The organism is Alistipes sp. i18-0019-D1 (assembly GCF_042852885.1).
In the GTDB taxonomy this organism is placed as follows: domain Bacteria; phylum Bacteroidota; class Bacteroidia; order Bacteroidales; family Rikenellaceae; genus Alistipes.
In genome coordinates this window covers 3244376-3266989 of record NZ_AP031424.1, presented here as the reverse complement: position 1 = coordinate 3266989, position 22614 = coordinate 3244376, and the positions used below count along the sequence as shown (strand labels likewise).

At 61.0% G+C, this 22614-nt stretch carries 20 protein-coding genes; 6 read left to right on the top strand and 14 right to left on the bottom strand.

Annotated features, from left to right (window positions below):
- Window positions 1–10: 10 nt before the first annotated feature.
- Genes nqrF through ACGHP5_RS13600 form a run of 6 tightly spaced genes read right to left on the bottom strand, consistent with a single transcriptional unit; the run spans window position 11 to window position 5915 of the window.
- Window positions 11–1273 (bottom strand): NADH:ubiquinone reductase (Na(+)-transporting) subunit F, encoded by a 1263-nt coding sequence (gene nqrF / locus ACGHP5_RS13625; protein WP_290532987.1) that lies wholly within the window; start codon window positions 1271–1273, stop codon window positions 11–13.
- A gap of 23 nt (window positions 1274–1296) precedes the next feature.
- On the bottom strand, window positions 1297–1905 hold the full coding sequence (nqrE, locus tag ACGHP5_RS13620) for an NADH:ubiquinone reductase (Na(+)-transporting) subunit E (protein ID WP_290532986.1): 609 nt from the start codon (window positions 1903–1905) through the stop codon (window positions 1297–1299).
- Window positions 1906–1916: 11 nt separating this feature from the next.
- Window positions 1917–2564 carry an NADH:ubiquinone reductase (Na(+)-transporting) subunit D gene (locus ACGHP5_RS13615; RefSeq protein WP_290533003.1) on the bottom strand — a complete coding sequence of 216 codons (648 nt, stop codon included), beginning with the start codon at window positions 2562–2564 and terminating at the stop codon, window positions 1917–1919.
- Between the two features lies 1 nt (window position 2565).
- The gene (gene nqrC / locus ACGHP5_RS13610) at window positions 2566–3417 is read right to left on the bottom strand and encodes an NADH:ubiquinone reductase (Na(+)-transporting) subunit C (protein WP_295905702.1); all 852 of its coding nucleotides are present in this window, start codon (window positions 3415–3417) and stop codon (window positions 2566–2568) included.
- Window positions 3418–3429: 12 nt separating this feature from the next.
- Window positions 3430–4539 (bottom strand): NADH:ubiquinone reductase (Na(+)-transporting) subunit B, encoded by a 1110-nt coding sequence (nqrB, locus tag ACGHP5_RS13605; protein ID WP_295905709.1) that lies wholly within the window; start codon window positions 4537–4539, stop codon window positions 3430–3432.
- Between the two features lie 20 nt (window positions 4540–4559).
- Window positions 4560–5915 carry a Na(+)-translocating NADH-quinone reductase subunit A gene (locus ACGHP5_RS13600; protein ID WP_337771675.1) on the bottom strand — a complete coding sequence of 452 codons (1356 nt, stop codon included), beginning with the start codon at window positions 5913–5915 and terminating at the stop codon, window positions 4560–4562.
- Window positions 5916–6250: 335 nt separating this feature from the next.
- Here ACGHP5_RS13600 and ACGHP5_RS13595 point away from each other — a divergent pair, with 335 nt between their 5' ends.
- The 5 genes from ACGHP5_RS13595 (at window position 6251) to ACGHP5_RS13575 (ending at window position 10292) form a co-directional block, all read left to right on the top strand.
- Entirely contained in the window at window positions 6251–6835 is a 585-nt protein-coding gene (locus ACGHP5_RS13595; protein WP_337757001.1) for a TatD family hydrolase, read from the top strand.
- A gap of 140 nt (window positions 6836–6975) precedes the next feature.
- On the top strand, window positions 6976–7713 hold the full coding sequence (locus tag ACGHP5_RS13590; RefSeq protein WP_337658249.1) for a tRNA threonylcarbamoyladenosine dehydratase: 738 nt from the start codon (window positions 6976–6978) through the stop codon (window positions 7711–7713).
- Window positions 7714–7799: 86 nt separating this feature from the next.
- Window positions 7800–8744, top strand: coding sequence for an NAD(P)-dependent oxidoreductase (locus ACGHP5_RS13585; RefSeq protein WP_390567250.1), 945 nt, complete (start codon window positions 7800–7802; stop codon window positions 8742–8744).
- A 3-nt stretch (window positions 8745–8747) separates the two neighbouring features.
- A complete protein-coding gene (locus ACGHP5_RS13580) occupies window positions 8748–9797 on the top strand; it encodes a glycosyltransferase family 2 protein (RefSeq protein ID WP_390567248.1) in 1050 nt (349 codons plus the stop codon).
- A 3-nt stretch (window positions 9798–9800) separates the two neighbouring features.
- Window positions 9801–10292 carry a prolyl-tRNA synthetase associated domain-containing protein gene (locus ACGHP5_RS13575; RefSeq protein ID WP_390567246.1) on the top strand — a complete coding sequence of 164 codons (492 nt, stop codon included), beginning with the start codon at window positions 9801–9803 and terminating at the stop codon, window positions 10290–10292.
- A gap of 138 nt (window positions 10293–10430) precedes the next feature.
- Here ACGHP5_RS13575 and ACGHP5_RS13570 read toward each other — a convergent pair whose 3' ends face one another.
- Complete coding sequence (locus tag ACGHP5_RS13570) at window positions 10431–11798, bottom strand: pseudouridine synthase (protein ID WP_290532978.1); 1368 nt, start codon at window positions 11796–11798, stop codon at window positions 10431–10433.
- Between the two features lie 299 nt (window positions 11799–12097).
- Here ACGHP5_RS13570 and ACGHP5_RS13565 point away from each other — a divergent pair, with 299 nt between their 5' ends.
- Window positions 12098–13420, top strand: a complete 1323-nt coding sequence (locus ACGHP5_RS13565) for an MATE family efflux transporter (protein WP_337771689.1) — start codon at window positions 12098–12100, stop codon at window positions 13418–13420.
- Between the two features lie 100 nt (window positions 13421–13520).
- On the opposite strand, the gene ACGHP5_RS13560 is transcribed toward ACGHP5_RS13565, so the two are convergent.
- The 7 genes from ACGHP5_RS13560 to uxaC form a co-directional block, all read right to left on the bottom strand.
- Window positions 13521–14510 (bottom strand): pectinesterase family protein, encoded by a 990-nt coding sequence (locus tag ACGHP5_RS13560; RefSeq protein ID WP_337757011.1) that lies wholly within the window; start codon window positions 14508–14510, stop codon window positions 13521–13523.
- A gap of 242 nt (window positions 14511–14752) precedes the next feature.
- On the bottom strand, window positions 14753–16246 hold the full coding sequence (locus tag ACGHP5_RS13555) for a UxaA family hydrolase (RefSeq protein ID WP_390568442.1): 1494 nt from the start codon (window positions 16244–16246) through the stop codon (window positions 14753–14755).
- A gap of 67 nt (window positions 16247–16313) precedes the next feature.
- Window positions 16314–17771 carry a tagaturonate reductase gene (locus tag ACGHP5_RS13550; RefSeq protein WP_390567243.1) on the bottom strand — a complete coding sequence of 486 codons (1458 nt, stop codon included), beginning with the start codon at window positions 17769–17771 and terminating at the stop codon, window positions 16314–16316.
- Window positions 17772–17790: 19 nt separating this feature from the next.
- Window positions 17791–19215 (bottom strand): MFS transporter, encoded by a 1425-nt coding sequence (locus ACGHP5_RS13545; protein ID WP_374048500.1) that lies wholly within the window; start codon window positions 19213–19215, stop codon window positions 17791–17793.
- Window positions 19216–19325: 110 nt separating this feature from the next.
- Complete coding sequence (locus ACGHP5_RS13540; RefSeq protein ID WP_390567241.1) at window positions 19326–19994, bottom strand: bifunctional 4-hydroxy-2-oxoglutarate aldolase/2-dehydro-3-deoxy-phosphogluconate aldolase; 669 nt, start codon at window positions 19992–19994, stop codon at window positions 19326–19328.
- Window positions 19995–20152: 158 nt separating this feature from the next.
- Entirely contained in the window at window positions 20153–21172 is a 1020-nt protein-coding gene (locus ACGHP5_RS13535) for a sugar kinase (protein WP_295905478.1), read from the bottom strand.
- A 14-nt stretch (window positions 21173–21186) separates the two neighbouring features.
- Entirely contained in the window at window positions 21187–22599 is a 1413-nt protein-coding gene (gene uxaC, locus ACGHP5_RS13530; RefSeq protein WP_390567239.1) for a glucuronate isomerase, read from the bottom strand.
- Between the last annotated feature and the right edge of the window lie 15 nt (window positions 22600–22614).

The following is a 22614-nucleotide window of genomic DNA, read 5'->3' as shown; positions in this document are numbered from 1 at the left end:
AATCGAAAAACTAACTGCCGAAGTTGTCGTAGAGGATATTCTCCGGCGGCACGCCGAGGTTGTCGAGCATCTTGACGACCGACGCGATCATCATCGGAGGTCCGCACATGAGGTAGATGCAGTCCTCGGGAGCCTGGTGGTTCTTGAGGTAGTTTTCGTAGAGCACGTTGTGCACGAAGCCCGGCGTATACTTCACTCCGGCAGCGTCCGCCTCGGGATCGGGACGGTCGAGCGCCAGGTTGAACTTGAAGTTGGGGAAATCCTTCTCGATCTGATGGAACTCGTCGAGGTAGGGAACCTCCTTCAGCGCACGCGCACCGTACCAGAACGACACGGGACGCCTGGTCTTTTCGGTCTTGAACAGGTGCATCAGGTGGCTGCGCATCGGAGCCATGCCCGCACCGCCGCCGATGAAGATCAGCTCCTGCGTATCGGGCAGGTTGTCCGGCAGGAAGAATTCGCCGTAAGGACCCGAAATCGTGATCTTGTCACCCGGCTTGCGCGAGAAGACATACGACGAGCAGATGCCCGGGTTGACCTTCATGAAGCCGCCCGTAGCCTTGTCGAACGGAGGCGTGGCGATACGGATGTTGAGCATGATGATGTTGCCCTCGGCCGGGTGGTTGGCCATCGAGTAGGCGCGGAACGTCGGCTCGGGGTTGGTGGCGACGAGGTCCCACATCTTGAACTTGTCCCAGTCGGCGCGGTACTTCTCGTCCACGTCCATCGACGAGAACTTGATGGCGTCGTACTTCGGAATGTCGATCTGGATGTAGCCGCCGCTGCGGAACTTGAGGTTCTCGCCCTCGGGCAGCTTCACGACGAACTCCTTGAGGAAAGTCGAGATATTGCGGTTCGAGACCACCGTGCACTCCCACTTCTTGACGCCCAGCACGGCCTCGGGAACACGGATTTTCATATTCTCCTTGACCTTCACCTGGCAGCCGAGGCGCCAGTGGTCCTTGGCCAGCTTGCGCGAAATGAAACCCGTCTCGGTGGGCAGGATGTCGCCGCCGCCTTCGAGCACCTGGCATTTGCACATGCCGCACGAACCGCCGCCGCCGCACGCCGACGGCAGGAACACCTTGTTGTTGGCCAGCGTCGAAAGCAGCGTCGAACCGCTTTCGGTCGTAATGACCTTCTCGCCGCCGTTGATGTCGATCACGACATCGCCCGAGGAGGTCAGTTTCGCCTTCGCATAGAGAAGCAGTGCGACCAGCACGAGCGTTATGGCCAAAAAGGCCGCAATCGCAATTAAAATCGTTGTAGTCATTTATCGGAATCTCTTTTTAAAGGTTAGAACTGGATGCCCGAGAAGATCATGAAGGCGATACCCATCAGACCGGTGATGATGAAGGCGATGCCGGGGCCTTTGAGCGCCGCGGGGATGTGCGAATAGGTCGTCTTCTCGCGGATGGCGGCCATCATCACGATCGCCAGCCACCAGCCCAGGCCGGAGCCGAGTCCGTAGACGATCGTCTGCCAGAGCGACGTCAGTTCGCCGCCGTCGACCTTCTGCTGCATGAACAGCGAGCCGCCCATGATGGCGCAGTTCACGGCGATCAGCGGCAGGAAGATGCCCAGCTGGCTGTAAAGCGTCGGCGAGAACTTCTCGACGATCATCTCCACCAACTGCACGAACGCCGCGATGGTGGCGATGAAGACGATGAACGACAGGAAGTTCAGGTCCACACCCTCGATCAGCGCATTGGCCTTCAGCACGTATTCGTACAAGAGGTAGTTCAGCGGAACGGTCATCACCATCACGAACGTAACGGCGGCGCCGAGTCCCAGGGCCGTCTTCACGCTCTTCGACACGGCGATGTAGGAACACATGCCGAAGAAGAAGGCGAAGACCATGTTGTCGATAAAGATCGACCGGATAAAGATATTCAATGATTCCATACGTTATCCTCCTATTTTTCCTGTAAGTCCTTGTTGCGCGAACGGTGCACCCAGATGATGCAGCCCACGATGATCAGCGCCATGGGCGGGAAGAGCATCAGTCCGCAGTTGGCGTAGAATCCGCCCTCGGCCATGTACCAGCTCTCGGGAATGATCCGGTAACCCAGAAGGCTGCCCGAACCGAAAAGCTCGCGGAAGAAGGCCACGATCACCAGAATCAGGCCGTAGCCCAGACCGTTGCCGATGCCGTCGAGGAACGACGCCCAGGGTTTGTTGGCCAGCGCGAAGGCCTCGATGCGGCCCATGACGATACAGTTGGTGATGATCAGTCCGACGTAGACCGACAGCTGTTTCGAGACTTCGTAGACGAAAGCCTTGAGCACCTGGTCGACGAGGATCACCAGCGCGGCGATGACCACCAGCTGGACGATGATGCGGATGCGCGAGGGAACGCCGTTGCGCAGCAGCGACATCACCAGGTTCGAGAAGGCCGTGACGACCGTCACGGAGAGTGCCATGACGATGGCGGGCTTGAGCTGTACGGTGACGGCCAGCGCCGAGCAGATACCGAGGATCTGCACGATGACCGGGTTGTTCGCCGAGAAGGGGCCGGTCAGGTATTTGAGGTTCTTTGCCGAAAACAAAGGCTCTTTTTCCATCTTACTCATTGTTTTCTACGTTTTCTTCGTTAGACACTTCGGCCGGAGCGGGGGCCGCAGCGCCGCGCTTGGCCTCCAGCAGGGGCAGGTAGTTCTCCAGGCTGTTGTAGAGCATCGCCGTCACGCCGTCCGAGGTCTTCGTACCGCCCGAAATGGCGTCCACCTCGTGTGCGGGATCCTTGGCGCCGCCCTTACGGAGCGTCACCGAGACGAACTTGTCGCCCTCGAAGATCGTCTTGCCGACGAAATTGGCCTGGTACTTGGGCGTCGCGATCTCGGCGCCGAGACCCGGGGTCTCGCCCTTGTGGGCCATGATGATGCCGGCGACGGTGTTCATGTCCTTCTCGAGAGCCACATAGCCCCAGACGGGACCCCAGAGACCCATCCCGGTCACGGGAATGACCACGCGGCCGTCCCGGGCCTCGAAGATCGGGAATTTGCCCGCCCCGAAGGTCCCCGGCAGGTCGTTGAGCAGGGCGAAGACATCCTCGCCGTCGATCCGCCGGCCGTCCTTGTCGACGACATAGGCGTCGATGAACTCGTCGTAGGACCGGTCCCCGGCCGACAGCGACGCGAGGATGGCGTGCTTCTTCTCGTTGAGTTCGTTCTCGTACTGACGTTTCTGGAGTCCCAGCGCGGCCAGCGCGAGCAGCGTGGCCACGACGACGACCATCACCGTCGAGTACATAATAATATAGGCGTTGCCGTTCTTGTCGCTCAGCAGGCCCTTCTTCTCCGGCTTCAGCTCGGTGAATTCCGAGGCGGGAACTCCGCAGACGGGGCAGTTAGCGGGCGCGGCGTCTCCTTCGTGGATGTAGCCGCAGACGTTGCATTTGAATTTTTTCGTTGCCATAGCTTATCTCCCCTATTTTGCGAGTTTGACACGTTTCCTGCGGCGCGAAATATTGGCCTCGACCACGTAGTAGTCGACCAGCGGCGCCAGCGCATTCATGAAGAGAATCGAAAGCATCATGCCCTCGGGATAGGCCGGGTTGACCACGCGGATCAGCACGGCCAGCGCACCGGTCAGCAGGCCGACGATGTACTTGCCCGTATCGGTCTGCGACGAAGTCACGGGATCGGTGGCCATAAAGACCGCACCGAAGGCGAAGCCGCCGACGATCAGGTGATACCAGGCGGGATAGGCCGTCACGCCGAGCGCCTGGAAGAGGTAGCCCATCGCCAGTCCGCCGACGAACACCGACACCATCGTGCGCCACGAGGCGATGCCCGTGAACAGGAGGATGGCGCCGCCGAGAAGGATGGCCAGCGTCGAAGTCTCGGCGAACGATCCGGGGATGAAGCCCAGGAAGGCGTCCAGCGGCGAGAAGTTCATCGCGCCGGTCGTGCCGAGCTGTTCGAGGGCCGTGGCGCCGGTGATGCCGTCGACCTGCGCGCCCATCATCGTCCAGTCGGAGTACCACACCGTCTCACCCGACATCGAAGGGGTGTAGGCGAAGAAGGCGAAGGCGCGCGCCAGCAGCGCGGGGTTGAAGACGTTCATGCCCGTACCGCCGAAGACCTCCTTGCCGAAGACCACGGCGAAAGCCGTCGACAGCGCGACCATCCAGAGCGGCGTCGACACCGGGAAGATCATCGGGATCAGCAGACCCGTGACGAGGAAACCCTCGTTGACCTCGTGGCCGCGCGCCTGCGCGAACCCGAACTCGATGCCCAGACCCACGATATAGGAAACGCAGACCATCGGCAGCACGCGGACCAGTCCGTAGAAGAAGGCCTCAAAGCCTTCGAGTCCGACCTGGATGCCCGTATTGTAGCAACCGAACAGAAAAGCCGGCATCAGCGCCGCGACGACCATGATCATCGTACGTTTCATGTCGTTGCAGTCGCGGATGTGCGCGCCCTTCGAGGTCGTGGTGTCGGGTACGAAGAGGAACGTTTCGAACGCATCGAACGTCGACTCCAGAAAGCCCAGCTTGCCTCCCTTGGAGAAGGTGGGCTTGATATTGTCCATGAATTTACGAAGTCCCATCTTTAAGCCTCCCTGATCATTAAGTTAATACCGTCGCGGATGATCTGCTGAATCTCGATCTTCGAAGGATCGACGAACTCGCACAGCGCGAAGTCCTCTTCGGTGACCTCGTAGATGCCGAGGTTCTCCATCTTGTCGATGTCGCCCGCGAGGCACGCCTTCAGCAGGTACATCGGGTAAATGTCCATCGGCAGGTACCGCTCGTAAAGCCCCGTCACGACGAACGGGCGTTCGCCGCCGTGCATGTTGGTGTCGAGGTTGTAGGCCTTCTTCGGGCAGAGCCACGAGAAATAGGCGCGCGACACGGAGAACTTCCCGAAACGGGGCATCGCCCAGCCCAGCAGTTCGTACTTGTCGCCTTCGGGGATTGCGGTCAGCTGATTGGCGTAGAAGGCGATGAAGCCGTCGGCCGGGGTCTTCGTGCCCGTGAGCACGTTGCCCGAGATGATGCGCACGCTGTCGCCCTCCTTCTGCTTCTTCACGTTGCCCTTGAGGATCGAATCGACCCGGGCGCCCGCCACGATGCGGACGTACTGCGGACGCTCGATCTCCGAACCGGCCACGGCGATGATCTTCGTCATGTCGACACGGCCTTCGTTGAACAGGCGGCCGATGATGGCCAGGTCCTGGATGTTGACCGTCCACACCACTTCGCCCTTGTTCACCGGGTCCACATGGTGGATCTGCACGCCGACATTGCCGACGGGGTGTTTGCCCGCAAAGGCGTGGAGTTCGGCGCCCTTGATCGAGGGCATCTGCCCTTCGGCCTTGGCGCGCACCGAGAGGTGCACCTTGCCCGGAGTGAGCCTGCGCATCACGTCGATACCCGTCTGGAGGTTCTTCTGTTCGGCTTTCAGCACGAAATTGTAGTCCGGGGCCAGCGGCGCGGAGTCGAAGGCGGAGATGAAGACCGCTTTCGGCGTGTCGCTGGGGTCGGCGATGATGCCGTAAGGGCGCTGCACGATCATCGGCCAGAGACCCGACCGGAGCAGCAGGGAGACGATCTGCTCGCGCGAAGCCGACCCGAGGTCGGTCTTCTCAAACTCCTCGTACTCCTGGGAGGCGTCGGGAGTCACCGTCACGGAGAGGACCTTGCGCTTCTCTCCGCGGTTGACGGCGGCCACCGTACCGCTGACGGGCGACGTGAAGAGCACGCGTTCGTTGTACTTGTTGAAGAACAACGGCGTGCCGGCTTTCACCCGATCGCCCTCCTTAACCAGCAGCTTGGGAGTCACGCCCTCGAAATCGAGGGGCGAGAGGGCATACTCCGAAGCCTGCGGCGCGTCCGCGAGCGACTCCTGGGGTTTGCCCACCAGATTGATGTCTAAACCCTTGCGTAGTGTAATGATTTTCGACATGGTTAATGATTTTGATTGTTATGTTTGGAATTTAAGTTCGGCTGTTAGTGTGCTAACAATTAATTCGCGTGCGAAAGTACGAATTTTTTCCCGAAATTTCCTATGCACAAACCATTATTTCTTAAATTTAATTAAGATTTGAAGTGTCCGCTTTCGGGACAAAATAAAGGCCTTACGAATGCTTACGATGCGAAAGAACATCGAAAGAATACGAAGCGGAAACAGCCGCCGGAAAGCACCCCGGCCGAACGCCGGCCGACAGCTGGGACCGAAGGTTAAAAAATTGGCTTCAAATTCGCAATGCTCCCGTTAAAATTCCTACATTTGCAGTCCGGATGCTTCCCTACGTCAACATACACACCCATCGCCCGACCGGTTCGGGGATCGAACTCCGCACGGCGGGCGTGCACCCGTGGGACGCCGCGGCGCAGGATGCCGCAACGCTCGGCCAGCGTCTCGGCGGGGCGCAGGCCGTGGGCGAAACGGGGCTTGACTTCGTGCACGGTCCCGCCCGCGAAGTGCAGTTCGAGGCGCTGCGCGCCCAGTTGCGGCTGGCCCGCGAGCGGGGACTTCCCGTGGTGCTCCACTGCGTGAAGGCTTTCGAGCCGCTGATGCGCTGCCTGGCGGCTTCGGAACCCCGGGCCGTGATTTTCCACGGCTTCATCGGCTCGCCCGAGCAGGCGCGGCAGGCGCTGGCGAAAGGTTATTACCTCTCGTTCGGCGAGCGCGCTTTCGCATCGCCCAAGACCCTGGCGGCGCTGCGCGAGACGCCTCTTTCGCAGCTTTTTCTGGAGACCGACGACAGCCCCGTGTCCATTGCGGAAATCTACGCCCGGGCGGCGGAGGCGAAAGGAGTGCCGGTGGAGGAACTGCAACGGGGGATTTTAGATAATTATAAACGAATATTCACAGACGACTGAAATTGTCCGCATTCCGGTTGCGTCGCGACAAGCCCCTCCCGAGGGAGGGGTTTGGGGTGGGGTCAGGCTTGTAAACGACGCCAAAGGCGGCGAATACGACGGACCGGACCGAACGAAGGGCGTTTAAATAACAATGACAAATGGAAACGCATACGCATAACTGGCTGGAAAGAACCGAATTGCTGCTCGGCAGCGAGAAACTGGACCTGCTGCGCAACGCTCATGTGCTCGTGGTCGGGCTGGGCGGCGTGGGGGCCTACGCCGCGGAGATGATCGCCCGGGCGGGCGTGGGACGCATGACCGTTGCCGACGCCGACACGGTGAACGCGACCAACATCAACCGCCAGCTGGTGGCCCTCCACTCGACCGTCGGCCGCCCGAAGGCCGAGGTGCTGGCCGAACGCCTGCGCGACATCAACCCCGAGATCGAACTTTCGGTGGTCGGCAAGTACATCAAGGACGAGGAGACCTATATCTTATTGGACGCCGCGCGCTACGACTACGTGGTGGATGCCATCGACACCCTTTCGCCCAAGCTGGCGCTGATCGCCGCCTCGCTGGAGCGCGGACTTCCGCTCGTCAGCTCGATGGGCGCCGGGGCCAAGACCGACCCCACGAAACTCGAAATCGCCGACATCTCGAAGACCCACCACTGCCCGCTGGCCCACATGCTGCGCAAGCGGCTGCACAAAATCGGCATCCGCAAGGGGTTCCGGGCCGTATTCTCGCCCGAGCCGATGCGCGAGGGAGCCATGATCCTCTGCGAGGAGCTGAACAAGAAGTCGAACGTCGGGACGATCTCCTACATCCCCGCGCTGTTCGGAATCGGATGCGCATCGGTGGTCATCCGCGGCCTGATCGGAGAACTGAAGGGCTGAAAGCCCTCTTGCAAGGACGGCGGACCGGATTCGCATGCGGGAACCAAGTCCGCGCTGCCGAACGTAATTAAAAAAACACAAAGGATATGCAACCGAACATCGTATTTCTGGACGAGTACAGCCTCGGAGGCGCCGACCTCGGGGCCATCCGCGCGCTGGGCAATTACACGGGTTACCGGACCACGGCCCGCGAGGAGGTCATCGGCCGCTGCCGCGAAGCCGACGCGGTGATCACCAACAAGGTGGTTTTCAGCCGCGAAACCCTCCGCCGGCTTCCCCGCCTGCGGCTGATCTGCGTGGCGGCAACGGGCATGAACCACATCGACCTCGACGCCGCGGCCGAGCAGGGCGTCACGGTGAAGAACGCCGTGGGCTACTCGACCCACGCCGTGACGGAGACCACCATCGGCGCGGCCATCGGTCTTCGGCGGCAGGTGGTCTATTACGACCGCTACGTCAAGACCGCATATGCCGGATCGCCCCTGCAATATCACTTCGGGCGCACCACCCACCAGCTTTACGGCTCGAAATGGGGCATCGTCGGGCTGGGCAACATCGGCCACAACGTCGCCCGCGTCGCCGAGGCGCTGGGATGCGAGATCGCCTACGCCTCGACCTCGGGCGTTGTGCGCGAGGAACCCTATCCCGAAAAGCCGCTCGACGACCTGCTCCGATGGGCCGACGTGGTGTCGATCCACGCCCCGCTGACCGACCGCACGCGCAACCTGATCGGCGCGCGCGAACTGGCGCTGATGAAGCCTTCGGCCATCCTCGTCAACGTGGCGCGCGGCGGCATCGTGGACGAAGCGGCGCTGGCCGCGGCCCTCGACGCCGGGAAGCTGGCCGGAGCCGGGCTCGATGTTTTCACGCACGAACCGCTCGAACCGGGCAATCCCCTGCTCTCGGTCCGCGAACCCGACCGCCTGCTGCTCTCGCCCCACAACGCCTGGTCGCCCGTCGAGGCGATCGAAATACTCGTGGAATGCATCGCGCGCAACATCCGGGATTTCTACACCTCAAATAACCAATAGCCGATGTCCCTGCCCGAACCCAGCCTCACTGTCGTAATCCCGGTCCACAATGCAGCGTCCCATCTCGGCGCATGCGTGGAGAGCCTGCTGGCCCAGAGTTACACCGATTTCGAACTCATCCTGGTCGAAAACGGCTCGTCGGACGATTCGCGGGAGCGCTGCGCCCGCTACGCCGCGGAACACCCCGGACGCATCCGCACCCTGACGCTCGACGAAGCGTCGGTCTCGGCGGCCCGCAATGCGGGCATCGACGCCGCCCGCGGACGCTTCATCACCTTCATGGACGCCGACGACTGGGCCGAAAAGGAGTTTCTGGCCGAATTTTTCCGCGGTCCGGCGCCGGAACCCGGAACGATCGTCATACAAGGCATCCTGCTCGACTTCTCGGAGGCCGAGCCGCCGGAACCGAACCAGATTCTGTTCGGTTACGAGGATACGGCTTTCACCATCGGAGACGACCCTTCGGCGGCAATGGGCCAGCGATTCCTGCAAGACGGGTGCAGCGTCTGCAAACTCTACCACACGGAGACGCTCCGCCGCCTCGGAATCCGCTTCATCGAACACCTCTGTTCCCGCGAAGATCACCTCTTCTTCTTCACCTGCATCAGCCGGATGCAGTCGGTCATCTGGCGCAGCGGCGTTCATATGCACTACATGCGCCGCGGGCGGAACACGCTCAGCACACGGCCCATGCCGGCCGGCGCACTCGTCGAGGCCGCCGAGCGGCTCGACCGTTTCATCCCGCAGCTGGCCCAACGCTTCGGCATCACGGACGAGGCCTATCTCTTCGCCCTGCGGCAGAACCTCGTCCGGGACACGCTGCTCCGGGCCGCAAACAACATCCGCTTCGGCGACCGCCTGAACGTCCTCGGGGCCATTGCCGCCCGCCCGGAACTGTTCGGCGCGGAGACTTACACGCCCCGCTGGCATCCGCTGCTGAAACGCCCGCTGCTCGACCGCATTCTGAAGGGAAGGAAGTGCCGCACGCTCCTCTATTTCCGAATCGCGCTGCGCAGGTCATCGCTGCGCCTGCGCGGACGTTTCAATGCTTGATTCATGGACCGCAAACAACCTGTTTTCGACTTTCTCGACGCCCGCGGCATCCGCTACGAGTGGTACGAGCACCCCGAGGCCCCGACCATCGAAATCGCCCGCCAATGGTGGCGCGACGACGGTTCGAAACATTGCAAGAACCTCTTTTTCCGCAACCACAAGGGCAACCGCCACTACCTCGTGTGTTTCGACTCGGAGCGGTCGCTGGCCATCCACGACCTCGAAGCGCGCCTGCGGCAGGGCAAGCTGTCGTTCGCCTCGCCCGAGCGTATGGAGCGCTGGCTGGGATTGCGTCCCGGCTCGGTGTCACCCTTCGGGCTGATCAACGACCCGGAGAACCACGTCCACCTGTTCCTCGACGTCCACCTGCGCGACTGCCCCGCCTATTCGTTCCACCCCAACGACAACCGCGCGACGGTGGTCATCGCGCGCGAAGAGTTTCTGCGATACCTCGCCGCCGTCGGCAACACCTACGAGTTCATCGAACTGTATTAACCCGTCATCCTCATCGGTTCTTGATCCGTGCGGTGCAGATACCGTGCATCGTGAAAAATCCCCGGATGGGTAGTACTCGAGGTACGTCCCATTCGGGGATTTGAGGAATGTGCGGCAGGTGCGCCGCAGTCATCGAAATTACTCGTATTGGCCGGATTTCAGCCGCTCCACCTCCTCACGGGTCAGGAACCGCCACGCTCCGCGCTTGAGGTTCTTCTTCGTGAGACCCGCATAGTAAACGCGGTCGAGTTTGGTCACAGTGTAACCCAGAAACTCGAAAATACGGCGCACGATGCGGTTGCGGCCCGAGTGGATCTCGATCCCCACCTCCTGCTTGTTCTCCTTGACATAGGAAATCTCGTCGGCGAAGATCTCGCCGTCCTCAAGCGTGACGCCCTCGGCGATGCGGTCCATGTCGGCGCGCGTCAGGGGTTTGTCGAGCGTCACCTGGTAGATTTTCTTCTTCCTGTAGGAAGGATGCGTAAGCTGTTTGGTGAGGTCGCCGTCGTTGGTGAACAGCAGCAGCCCGAGGCTGTTTTTGTCCAGACGCCCCACGGGATAGATGCGCTCCGTGCAGGCGCCTTCGACCAGCTCCATGACCGTCTTTCCGGCATGGGGATCGTCGAGCGAGGTGACGTAGCCCTTAGGCTTGTTCAGCACCAGATAGACCTTTTTCTCGCCCTGCACCGGCTCGTCGTTGAACCGCACTTCGTCGGTCGGCAGCACCTTGGTCCCCAGTTCGGTGACAATCACGCCGTTGACCGAAACGACACCCGCCGTGATGAAATCGTCGGCTTCGCGGCGCGAGCAGATGCCCGACTGGGCGATGAAACGGTTCAGGCGCATCTCGCCCGTCTGCTTCTCGGGATTGAATTTCGGATACGGCGCCGGTTTGTCGTCGTGTTTCTTGTAGGCGGGTTTGAAGGGTTTGTCGACAAACTTCCGGTCGCCAAATTTCTTATCCCCGAATTTCTTCTCGCCGAATTTTTTCTCACCGTAGGGCTTGTCGCCGAACTTCTTGGGGCCGAATTTCTTCTCGCCGTAGGCCGGCTTGTCGCCGTAACTGCGGCGAGGACGCTCCTCGTCGTTGCGGGAACGGTCGTTATCGTAGCGGGGTTTGTCGCCGAAGGAACGCCGCGGACGGTCGTCGTCCTGACGCGGACGGTCGCCATAGGGACGCGGCTTATCGTCATACTGACGCGGGCGGTCACCGTACTGCCGCGGTTTGTCGTCATACTGGCGGTGCGGGCGGTCGCCCTCCCCGCGGGGTTTGCCGCCGTAGTGCGGCTTCTCGAAAGCCGGACGGTTGTCGGCCGTGAAATGGGGGTTATACGAAGCCCGGCGTTCGGGCCTGTTCTCAAAGGAGGGCTGCTCCGAATCGGCGGCATCACGCTGCAAACGCGGGCGACGCTCGACACGCTCCGCCGTAGCCACTACGGTGCGCTTGCGTTTGTCGCGTCCGAAGCGTTCGAGCACCGGGGTCGAGTCGTTTTTAGGATCTTTCATTTTCTATTCGTCTAATAAATTATCGGGCAGAGACCGGGACGTGCCGACCGGGGTCACGCGCGTTATGCCGGGCGCAGCCCGTCCGAGCCGGGTTCTCACCCGGCAAAGGTAATCCATTTTTCCGGATTATAACACATAACGTGCCCGATTTCAACCGTTTTGGGAATAATTGCGCCGAAGGGCGACAAAACGCCCGCTTTTGCCGTATCTTTGCCGAAAATTAACTCCCCGATGACCGGCCGCATTCCGGCGGGAACCCTGCGGCGCCCGGCATCGGCTGCGACACCCGATCCTGCGTTATGAACATGAACCGCGAAATACTGCGCATCGCGCTCCCCAATATCGTCTCGAACATCACCGTGCCGCTGATGGGCATCGTATCGACCGCCATCGCCGGACATTGGGGAGCCGACTCCGCCGCCACGATCGGCGCGCTGGCCATCGGCGTCTCGATCTTCAACTTCATCTACTGGAACTGCTCGTTCGTGCGCATGGGAACCAGCGGGCTGACGGCCCAGGCGTTCGGCGCGGGCGATTTCCGCGAGTGCACCAACATGCTGGCCCGCGCGCTGTCGGTATCGGCGGTGATGGGCGTGCTGATGATCCTGCTCCAATACCCCGTGGGCGAACTGGCCCTCTGGGCCATGAACGGCAGCGGGATGACCCGCGACTACTTCTACGCCCGCATCTGGGCCGTGCCGGCGGGCATCGTGCTCTTCGGCTTCAACGGCTGGTTCACGGGGATGCAGAACGCCATATTCCCCATGCTGACGGCCATCACGGTCAACGTCGTGCACATCCTTTGCAGCCTCTGGTTCGCCTTCGGGATGGACATGGGCATCGTGGGCATCGCCTACGCCTCGGTGATCGCCCAATGGACCGGCGTGGTGCTCTCGGCGCTGCTGCTCGCGGTCAAATACCGTCCGATCCTAACCGGGATCGACTGGTCGGAGGTGCTGGACTTCAAACCGCTGAAGACGTTCTTCATCATCAACCGCGACATCATCCTGCGCACGTTCTGCATCGTCGCGGTCTACACCTTCTTCACCGGGGCGTCGGCGCGCATGGACGACCCCGCGCTGCTGGCCGTGAACACCCTGCTGCTGCAACTCTTCACGCTCTTTTCCTACATGAACGACGGCTTCGCCTACGCCGCCGAGGCGCTCACGGGACGTTTCATCGGCGCCCGCGACAGCGTGTCGCTGCGCGACTGCCTGCGTAGGTGCATCGCCTGGGGAACGCTCGTATCGGTGGTCTTCGTGGGCATCTACCTCGTCTGGTGGCGCGACCTGGTGGGCGTGTTCATAGACCACTCGGCGCCCAACGCCGGGGCGATCGAGGAACTGGCGGGCCGCTACATCGTCTGGATCATCCTCATCCCGATCGCCTCGGCCATGCCCTTCATCATGGACGGCATCATGGTCGGGGCCACCGAAACGCGCGTCATGCGCAACTCGATGTTCTGGGCCACGGCGGCCTACTTCGCCATCTACTACGCCTGCTACCCGCTGATCGGCAACAACGCCCTCTGGCTGGCCTTCACGCTCTACATGTTCCTGCGCGGGGTGATCCAGTTCTTCATGACCCGCCGGCTGAAAACCATCTACGACAAGATCGCGTAAGGCTTCCGGAACCGGCCGCCGGCACGGAAGAAGTGTCCCCGAATGAAAATCACCCCTGCCGGAGATACTTCCGGCAGGGGTGATACCGTAAAAATAAGGCTTATCGGGCTGTCCATTCCGCGCCGCCTTCCCAGTCGTCGCGGAACTGTTCGGAGCCGGTCTTTTTGGCAAAGACACGCCGGTTGTCGTAAACGTCGGCCTCGGCGTCGGTCAGCTCCCGCGACCACGCCACGCGGCCCGAACGGTCGGCGCCGGGACCCTCGCAGCGCCATTCGGCATAGTACACGTCGCCCTTGCGCGCCGCGTCGTGCCAGTCGCGCCACCCCTCGGGACGGATCGCCGCCGGAAATTCACACTCCAGCCACACGGTGCGGGCCGTGGATTTCCACGGACGCCCGAGGTAAACCCGCGTCACCCCTTCGGCCGCCGTCACACGGCAGCAGGAGAAGACGAATCCGTATTCGTTACGCTCGGTGGTCGAGGCCGCCGTGATGAAACTGTCGGCCTTGCAATGGATCGTCGAACACTCGAACAGCACGATCGAAGGGCCGAAGATGAAATCGGTGGTTCCCTCGATATGGCAATTCTCGACATGCACGCGCGAAACGTAGCCGCGGGCAAAAAAGGTGTCCTGATCGCCGATGAGCGCACAATGATACAGATGGATGCGGTCGCCGCGGGTTTCGAGCGCCACGGCCTGCCCTACCCTTCCGGCATCGTTCTCGACGGTCAGGCAATCCAGACAGACCTCGTCGGCCCGGACAGACATCGTATAGCTGTCGTAGGTGGTCAGCTCGCGGCCATCGACGACTTTGCCGGCATAGTCGTCCCAGACGATGCGGGTTTCAGCCATTTCATCGCCCAGAATCCGGACCTTGTCCTTGTAGACGTCGAGCGTCACCTTCTCGCGATAGACACCGGGCATGATCCGCACCGTGCGCCACTCCGACGGTTTCGAAGGCAGGGCGTCGAAGCATTCCTGAATGGTCCGGAAATCCCCGCCGCCGTTGCAGTCGACGGTATAAACCGTCTCCGCCGAGGCCGCAAAAACGGAAAAGAGAAGTATCGCTGCGATTACTGAAAATTTCATTATCAAGCATTTTGGAATTCATTACCTTCGTCATTCCGGATACGTCGCGACAACTGCGGGCAACAGGCGAGCGCAATCGCTTGCGAATTGCCGAGCCGCCACTGCAGTCAAGGCGCGTGTTTTTGCGCCTTAAGCCCCCTCCGAGGAGGGGATTTAGGGGTGGGTCAGACTTATAAACGGCGCCGCAGGCGACGAATACAGCCGAGCAATGCACTGGAACGATCGAAAACCGGAGTAATATTTTACAGCGTCACCCCCGTCTTGAAGATGGCGATCTCCTTGAAGCCCGTCTTCTCGTGCTTGAGACGTTCGCCGCCGGCCGTGGCCAGAACCTTGTCGATGAAGCGGTCCAGCACGGCCTGCGGCTCCTCGTCCTCGACCAGCGTACCGGCGTTGAAGTCGATCCAGTTGGCCTTGAACTCCGCGAGCTGCGTGTTGGTCGAAATCTTCATCGTGGGCACGAACGACCCGAAAGGCGTGCCGCGCCCCGTGGTGAAGAGCACCAGCTGGCAGCCCGAGAGGGCCAGCGCCGAGGCGGCCACCAGGTCGTTGCCCGGAGCCTGCAACAGATTGAGCCCCTGCTTTTCGATGGGCTGTGCGTAGGTCAGCACGTCGACGACGGGCTGCGCCCCGCCCTTCTGCACGCAGCCGAGCGATTTCTCCTCAAGGGTCGTGATGCCGCCCTTCTTGTTGCCCGGCGAGGGATTCTCGTAGATGGGCTGGTCGAACTTGCGGAAATAGTGCTTGAAATCGTTGATCAGCGAGACCGTCCCGTCGAAAACCCCGCGGTCCGCGGCGCGGTCCATCAGGATCGTCTCGGCGCCGAACATCTCGGGAACCTCCGTCAGCACCGTCGTGCCGCCCTGCGCGATCAGCCAGTCGGAGAACAGCCCCACCAGCGGATTGGCCGTGATGCCCGAAAAACCGTCCGAGCCGCCGCACTTCAAGCCCACCTTGAAGTAAGCGAGCGGAAGCGGTTGGCGTTTATCGGCTTTGGTCTTTCCGACCAGTTCGCGGCAGATCTCGAAGCCGGCTTCGATCTCGTCCTCGACCTCCTGCGCTACGAGGAACTTCACGCGCTCGTCGTCCCATTCGCCGATCACCTCTTTCAGCGCCGACACCTGGTTGTTCTCGCACCCGAGGCCCAGCACCAGCACCGCGCCCGCATTGGGGTGCTTCACCAGCGCGGCCAGCGCCCGCTGCGTATTGGCGTGGTCGTCGCCCAGCTGCGAACAGCCGTAGTTGTGGGTGTAAACCCGCACATCGTCGAGGTGCGAACAGTCGCACTCGCGCTTCACGCGCTCCGCGATGGCCTGCGCCTGCCCGTTGACACACCCCACCGAGGGCACGATCCACAATTCGTTGCGGATGCCCATCGCGCCGTTGCGGCGCAGGTAACCCATCACCCGCACGTCGCGCCGCGGAAAGTCCACGTCGTAGACCTTCGGGGTGTAGCTGTATTCGAGGTCGTCGCGCAGGTTGGTTTTCAGGTTGTGGGAGTGGATCCACCCGCCCTGCGGCACGTCCTGCGTGGCATGGCCGATGGGATAGCCGTACTTCACGACGTTCTCGCCCGCGGCGATGTCGCGCAGGGCGAACTTATGACCGCGCGCAACGTCCTCGCGAAGCGTCACGGCGACGCCCTCGACATCGAGCGTCTCGCCCTCGTGCAAGTCGTCGGCCAGCGCCACGGCGACATTGTCCGCGGCGTTGATTTTCAGGAATCGTTTCATAATCATCGTATGCTGAAAAGGGCAGGATCGGCCTCCGAAAAGAGGCCGCACCCTGCCCTCCGAAGGTAAATTATTTCTTCAAGAACTTCGCCAAGGCGCCCTCCATGCCCAGCGCCTCGATGTCGCGGACATAGCCCGCAACGGCCGGGATGAATCCCGGAACCTCCGAGAAGTCGACGGTGAAGATGCCGCTCTCCTTCACGATCTTCGCGATCGCGGCCTCCATGTCGGCCGAATCCCAGTTGGCGCGGATGTAGTCCACGAACTCCTTCGTGTCGTCGGGTTCGAAGCCGCTGTTCGGCCCGTAGAGGGTCATCAGCGCGGCGAACGTGAATGCTTCGCGCTCGGCCAGCCGCTGCGCCTTGAACCAGTTGTCGCGCACGGTCGGATAGTTGCGCGCCTCCCACTTCGAGAGCGAGTTGAGCGAAATGGAGCGGAGCATGTGTTTGATGAAGGGATTGTAGAACCGCTCCAGGATCCCGGCGGCGAACTTCGTCAGCTCCTCCCGGTCCTCGTCGATCATCGGAATGACCTCCTCGGCGACCATGTCGTTGATGAACCGCTCGATGGCGGGCGTATTGAAAGCGTCCATCACCGTCTGGCAGCCCATTTGCAGGGCGATGGGGACCATACCCGTGTGCGATCCGTTCAGGATGCGGACCTTCTTGTCGCGGAACTGCTTGATCGACGGCATGAAAACGACGTGCAGCCCCGCCTTGTCCAGCGGAAGTTCCTTCATCACCTCCTTGTAGCCCTCTCCGCCGATGGCCCAGAGGTGGTACAGCTCGGCCTTCACCACGAGATTGTCGTCATAGCCGATCTCCTCCTTGATCTCGCCGATCTGCTCGCGCGGAAAGCCCGGCACGATGCGGTCCACGAGCGTGTCGCAGAAGTGGCAGTTCTTTTCGACCCAGTCGATGAAGTCCTGCCCCAGCTTGTGATATTCGGCATGGCGGATGACATATTCGTGCAGCGTCGAGCCGTTGTTCTCGATCAGTTCGCAGCAGATGATGCACAGCCCTTTCGCCGGATCGCCGTTGAAGTGTTTGAAACGCTTGTACAACAGCGCCGTCATCTTGGCGGGATACGACTTCGGCGGACAGGCCGTCAGGTCGTCGCCCTCCTCGTAGCGGATGCCCGCCTCGGTGGTGTTGGAAATGGTGATCTTCAGCTCCGGCGAGAGGAAACAGGCCTCGTATTTCGCATAGTCCACATAGGGATTGAACGAATCCATGATGCTCTTCACCAGCCGCACGTCCTTCTTGGGCTGCCTGTTCTCGATGCCCTCCAGGTAGACGTGGTACATGTTGTCCTGTTTGTGCATCAGATCGATCATCCCCAGCACCTTATGCTCGGGGTCGACGATCGGCTGGCACACGGCCACGCCGGCATCCATGACGCCTTTCTCGTTGGCGATGTCGATCTGCCAGTCCACGAAGGCCCTCAAGAAGTTGCCTTCGCCGAATTGCAGGATGCGAACGGGGCGGCCGACCTTTTCGACGGTCGACTTATTCAGTTGCTTAATCATTGTATGTCAGTTTTTTAAATTACTCCAATACAATCGGCTTGTATTTCGGAACCAGCGTCTTCATCACGATCCAGCCGATGAGGTAAGCCACAGCGCAGATACAGAAAACGACGAAATATCCGGCGGGTTTGCCCTCGAAGCCCATGAACTGCATCGACGTTTCGTCGGCATGCACGAACAGCCACCCGGCGAACCATTGCAGGATCATCGAGCCTACGCCGCCGGCCATGCCGCCGATACCCGTCACGGTGGCGATCGCCGACTTAGGGAACATGTCGCCGATGGTCGAGAAGATGTTGGCCGACCACGACTGGTGCGCCGCGCCGCCCAAACCGATCAGGATGATCGGGAACCACGGCGAAATGGTGCCCAAGGGTTGCGCCAGCAACACCAGCAGGGGGATGAACGCAAAGATCAGCATGGCGCGCATACGTGCCGCATAGGGGTTCAGGCCCGTTTTGTTAATGATGATCGTCGGGAGTTTGCCGCCGTAGATCGACAGCATCGTGATGGCGTAGAGCGTGAAGATCAGCGCCACGCCCAGCCCTTCGGACATCTTGATGCCGAACTGCGAATTGAGGTACGAGGGGGTCCAGAAGAGGAAGAACCACCACACGCCGTCGGTCATGAACTTACCGAAGGCGAAGGCCCATGTCTGTTTGAAGCCGAGCGTTTTCCAGAAGGAGATCTTCTCGCCCTCCTGCTCCTTTCCGACAGCCTCGCCGTCGATCACTTCGTGCTGGTCCTGCTCGATGTACTCCAGTTCGGCGGCATTCACCTTCGGGTGGTCCGACGGTTTTTTGTACATGAAGACCCAGAAGCCCATCCAGACGAAGCCCAGGGCGCCGATCACGATGAAGGCCATCTCCCAGCCCCAGGCTTTCGCCAGCAGCGGAATGGTCAGCGGGGCGAACAGCGCGCCGATCGAGGCGCCGGCATTGAAGATCGAGGTAGCGTAGGCGCGGTCCTTCTTGGGGAAGTACTCGGCGGTCACCTTGATGGCTGCCGGGAAGTTGCCCGCCTCGCCCAGCGCGAGGATGCAGCGCGCGGCGATGAAGAAATACATGCTGACCATGGCGATGGTAGCGGCCAGGGCCGACCCGGCCTCGACGGCGCGCAGCGCGGCGGCATCGGGAAGTCCCACCCACGCCTCGGTGGCAATGCCGCAGAGGGCGTGCATGCAGGCGCCCATCGACCAGACGCCGATGGCCCACAGATAACCTTTCTTGGTTCCCATCCAGTCGATGAAACGGCCCGCGAAGAGCATGCAGACGGCATAGACGATCGAGAAGATCGAAGTGATAAGTCCGTAGTGGTACTCGTTCCAGTGGAATTCGGGTTTGATGAACTCGTCCCACGTCAGCGAGAGCACCTGACGGTCGAGGTAGTTAACGGTCGTTGCGAAGAAGAGCATCGCACAGATGACCCAGCGATACTGCGTCATCTTCCCAGCGAGAGTCGATTTGTTGTTTGTCATTATGGAGGTTTAATTAAGTAGTGTCAGTGTCTGTCGGTGATTGCAGGCGCGCCCTCCGGCGGCCTGCGGGTTTACATTCAGCGCAGCCCGGCAATTACGCCGAGTGCGAAACGGCATTTTTCGGTGATAGCCGCCCAGTCCTTCGCGGCGATGACCTCTTTCGGAAAGAGCTGCGAGCCCATGCCCACGCAGAAAACGCCGGCCTTGAACCACGCCGTGAGGTTCTCCTCGGTCGGCTCCACGGCTCCGGTGGCCATGATGTTCGACCACGGCAGCGGCGCTTTGACGTTTTTGACGAACGACGGGCCGCCCACGTTGCCCGCGGGGAACACCTTCGTCAGGTCGCAGCCCAACTCCTGTGCGAAACCGATCTCGGTGACCGATCCGCAGCCGGGAGTGTAGGGAACCAGATGACGGTTGCAGACCTTGGCGACCTCGGCGTTCAGGTAGGGACCCACGACGAAATTGGCCCCGTACTGGATGTAAAGCGCCGCGGTCGGGGCATCGACGATCGTACCGACGCCCAGCACCATTTCGGGGCACTCTTTGGCGGCGAACTTGATGACCTCGACGAATACCTCCGAAGCGAAATCGCCGCGGTTGGTGAACTCGAAAGCGCGCACGCCGCCCTCGTAGCAGGCTTTCACGACCTGCTTGGCGATCTCGGCGTCAGCGTGATAGAAAACGGGAACCATGCCGGTTTTGGCAATGGCCTCCATGACTTGCATTTTTGAAAAACGTGCCATTATCTCATTGTATTTTAATTACCAATCAAATCCATTTTGTCGTCAGGGCGAGACGGATTTCGGTTTTCGCGCCGCAGGACACGGATGGGACATAGTAGCCTATTTCCCATTCGGGGCCTGCAAGGGAAGGCCGAAAGGCGTCCGCCCTCACGGCAAAATCAGCGCTGGACGCGGCCGCTGGCATTACCTCCGGCCAACGATTCCACCTCCTCGGCCGATACGAGGTTGAAGTCGCCGTTGATCGTGTGCTTCAGGGCCGATGCCGCCACGGCGAATTCGAGTGCCTCGCCCTGCGTGGGCTTGGTCAGCAGGCCGTGGATCACGCCGCCCGAGAACGAGTCGCCGCCGCCCACGCGGTCGATGATCGGGTCGATGTCGTAACGCTTCGACTCGTAGAACTCCTTGCCGTTGTAAATCATGGCCTTCCAGCCGTTGTGCGTCGCCGAGAACGACTCGCGCAGTGTCGAGATCACATACTTGAACCCGAACGTCTCGGCCATCTGGCGGAAAATGCCCTTGTAGCCTTCGGCATTGGTTTCGCCGCCCTCGACGTCGGCATCGGGCTTGAACCCGAGGCACAGTTCGGCGTCCTCCTCGTTGCCGATACAGACGTCGACATACTCCATCAGGGGTTTCATGATCGACTGGGCTTTCTCCTTGGTCCAGAGTTTCTTGCGGAAATTCAGGTCCACCGACACCGTCACGCCGTGCTTCTTGGCCGCGATGCAGGCCAGGCGGGTCAGCTCGGCGGCCTTGTCCGAAATCGCGGGGGTGATGCCCGACCAGTGGAACCAGTCGGCGCCCTCCATGATGGCGTCGAAATCGAAATCAGCGGCGTCGGCCTCGGCGATGGACGAATGCGCACGATCGTAGATCACCTTCGAGGGACGCATCGAAGCCCCGGTTTCGAGGTAGTAGATACCCACGCGGTCGCCGCCGCGGGCGATGAAATCGGTCCGGACGCCGTATTTGCGCAGGGCATTGACCGCCGACTGGCCGATCTCGTGCTTCGGAAGCTTCGAGACGAAATAAGCCTCGTGGCCGTAGTTGGCGCACGAAACGGCCACGTTGGCCTCGCCGCCGCCGTAGACGACGTCGAACGAATCGGACTGAACGAAACGCGTGTTTCCGGGCGTCGAAAGACGCAGCATGATTTCACCTAATGTTACGATTTTCATGGTATTGTGTCAACTTAAAATTTGAAATAGTCCTTGGCGTTGCGGTAGCAGATGCCCTCGATGATCTCCTTTCCGATGAAGTCGATCTCCGAGGCGGGCAGCAGGCCGCTCTCGATGTCATTGCCCACGAGGTTGCACAGCGTGCGGCGGAAATACTCGTGGCGCGGGTAGGAAAGGAACGAGCGCGAGTCGGTCAGCATGCCCACGAAGCGGCTCAACAATCCCAGCGTCGAGAGGGCGTTCATCTGCTTCTCCATGCCGTCCTTCTGGTCGAGGAACCACCAGCCCGAACCGAACTGGATCTTCCCGGCGCCGTAGCGGCCGTCCTGGAAGTTGCCGATCATCGTGGCCACCAGCTCGTTGTCACGGGGATTGAGGTTGTAGATGATGGTCTTGGTGAGGCGGTCGTTGCGGTCGAGCATGTCGAAGAATTTCGACATCTGCTTGCCGACCGTGAAGTCGCCGATCGAATCGAAACCCGTGTCGGCGCCCAACTGGCGGAACATGCGGGAGTTGTTGTTGCGGATGGCGCCGTAGTGGAACTGCTGGGTCCAGCCCGTCTCCCAGTCCATCGTGGCGAACTCGACCATCATGGCGGTCTTGAACTTGAGGATCTCCCCGTGCGTGAGCGCGTGCCCGCCGTATACCTTATTAAAAATGGCGTCGATCTCGGCCTGCGTGTAATCCTCGGCATAGAACTCCTCGATGCCGTGGTCCGAAAGGCGGCAGCCGACCGACTCGAAGAACTTGTGACGCACGCGCAGGGCGTTGATCACATCGGCGAACTTCGCGATCGTGACGCCCGAGACCTCCGACAGCTTGTCCATGTAGGCCCGGAACTCGGACGGGACCTCCACGGCCATCGCCTTGTCGGGACGCCACGTGGGGAGCATCTTCGTCGCAAAACCGTCCTCGCGGACCTTGATGTGGTGTTCGAGCGAATCCACGGGATCGTCCGTCGTGCAGACCACCTCGACATTATAGCGCTGCATCAGGCCGCGGGCGTGGTATTCGGGACGCTGCAACAGCGCCGTGCAATGGTCGTAGATTTCGCGCGCCGTCGAGGGGTTCAAGAGTTCCGTCACCCCGAAAGCCGTCTTCAGTTCGAGGTGGGTCCAGTGGTAGAGCGGGTTGCGCATGGTGTAGGGAACCGTCTCGGCCCACTTCTCGAACTTCTCCCAGTCGGAGGTATTTTTGCCCGTGCAGTAACGCTCGTCGACCCCGTTGGTGCGCATGGCGCGCCATTTGTAATGGTCGCCTTCGAGCCAGATTTTCGACAGGTTGTCGAAGCGGTGGTCCGAAGCCACATACTCGGGAATCAGATGGCAATGGTAGTCGATGATCGGCATCCGGGCCGCATGCTCGTGGTAGAGGCGTTCGGCCGTCGGGGTCTGCAACAGAAAGTTGTCGTCGTTGAACTGTTTCATAAAAAATAAAGGTAT

Excerpts from the sequence above, each read along its gene's own strand:
- nqrF (WP_290532987.1), bottom strand. The coding sequence starts at position 1,273 with ATGACTACAACGATTTTAATTGCGATTGCGGCCTTTTTGGCCATAACG.
- nqrE (WP_290532986.1), bottom strand. The coding sequence starts at position 1,905 with ATGGAATCATTGAATATCTTTATCCGGTCGATCTTTATCGACAACATG.
- ACGHP5_RS13615 (WP_290533003.1), bottom strand. The coding sequence starts at position 2,564 with ATGGAAAAAGAGCCTTTGTTTTCGGCAAAGAACCTCAAATACCTGACC.
- nqrC (WP_295905702.1), bottom strand. The coding sequence starts at position 3,417 with ATGGCAACGAAAAAATTCAAATGCAACGTCTGCGGCTACATCCACGAA.
- nqrB (WP_295905709.1), bottom strand. The coding sequence starts at position 4,539 with ATGGACAATATCAAGCCCACCTTCTCCAAGGGAGGCAAGCTGGGCTTT.
- ACGHP5_RS13600 (WP_337771675.1), bottom strand. The coding sequence starts at position 5,915 with ATGTCGAAAATCATTACACTACGCAAGGGTTTAGACATCAATCTGGTG.
- ACGHP5_RS13595 (WP_337757001.1), top strand. The coding sequence starts at position 6,251 with ATGCTTCCCTACGTCAACATACACACCCATCGCCCGACCGGTTCGGGG.
- ACGHP5_RS13590 (WP_337658249.1), top strand. The coding sequence starts at position 6,976 with ATGGAAACGCATACGCATAACTGGCTGGAAAGAACCGAATTGCTGCTC.
- ACGHP5_RS13585 (WP_390567250.1), top strand. The coding sequence starts at position 7,800 with ATGCAACCGAACATCGTATTTCTGGACGAGTACAGCCTCGGAGGCGCC.
- ACGHP5_RS13580 (WP_390567248.1), top strand. The coding sequence starts at position 8,748 with ATGTCCCTGCCCGAACCCAGCCTCACTGTCGTAATCCCGGTCCACAAT.
- ACGHP5_RS13575 (WP_390567246.1), top strand. The coding sequence starts at position 9,801 with ATGGACCGCAAACAACCTGTTTTCGACTTTCTCGACGCCCGCGGCATC.
- ACGHP5_RS13570 (WP_290532978.1), bottom strand. The coding sequence starts at position 11,798 with ATGAAAGATCCTAAAAACGACTCGACCCCGGTGCTCGAACGCTTCGGA.
- ACGHP5_RS13565 (WP_337771689.1), top strand. The coding sequence starts at position 12,098 with ATGAACATGAACCGCGAAATACTGCGCATCGCGCTCCCCAATATCGTC.
- ACGHP5_RS13560 (WP_337757011.1), bottom strand. The coding sequence starts at position 14,510 with ATGAAATTTTCAGTAATCGCAGCGATACTTCTCTTTTCCGTTTTTGCG.
- ACGHP5_RS13550 (WP_390567243.1), bottom strand. The coding sequence starts at position 17,771 with ATGATTAAGCAACTGAATAAGTCGACCGTCGAAAAGGTCGGCCGCCCC.
- ACGHP5_RS13545 (WP_374048500.1), bottom strand. The coding sequence starts at position 19,215 with ATGACGCAGTATCGCTGGGTCATCTGTGCGATGCTCTTCTTCGCAACG.
- ACGHP5_RS13540 (WP_390567241.1), bottom strand. The coding sequence starts at position 19,994 with ATGGCACGTTTTTCAAAAATGCAAGTCATGGAGGCCATTGCCAAAACC.
- ACGHP5_RS13535 (WP_295905478.1), bottom strand. The coding sequence starts at position 21,172 with ATGAAAATCGTAACATTAGGTGAAATCATGCTGCGTCTTTCGACGCCC.
- uxaC (WP_390567239.1), bottom strand. The coding sequence starts at position 22,599 with ATGAAACAGTTCAACGACGACAACTTTCTGTTGCAGACCCCGACGGCC.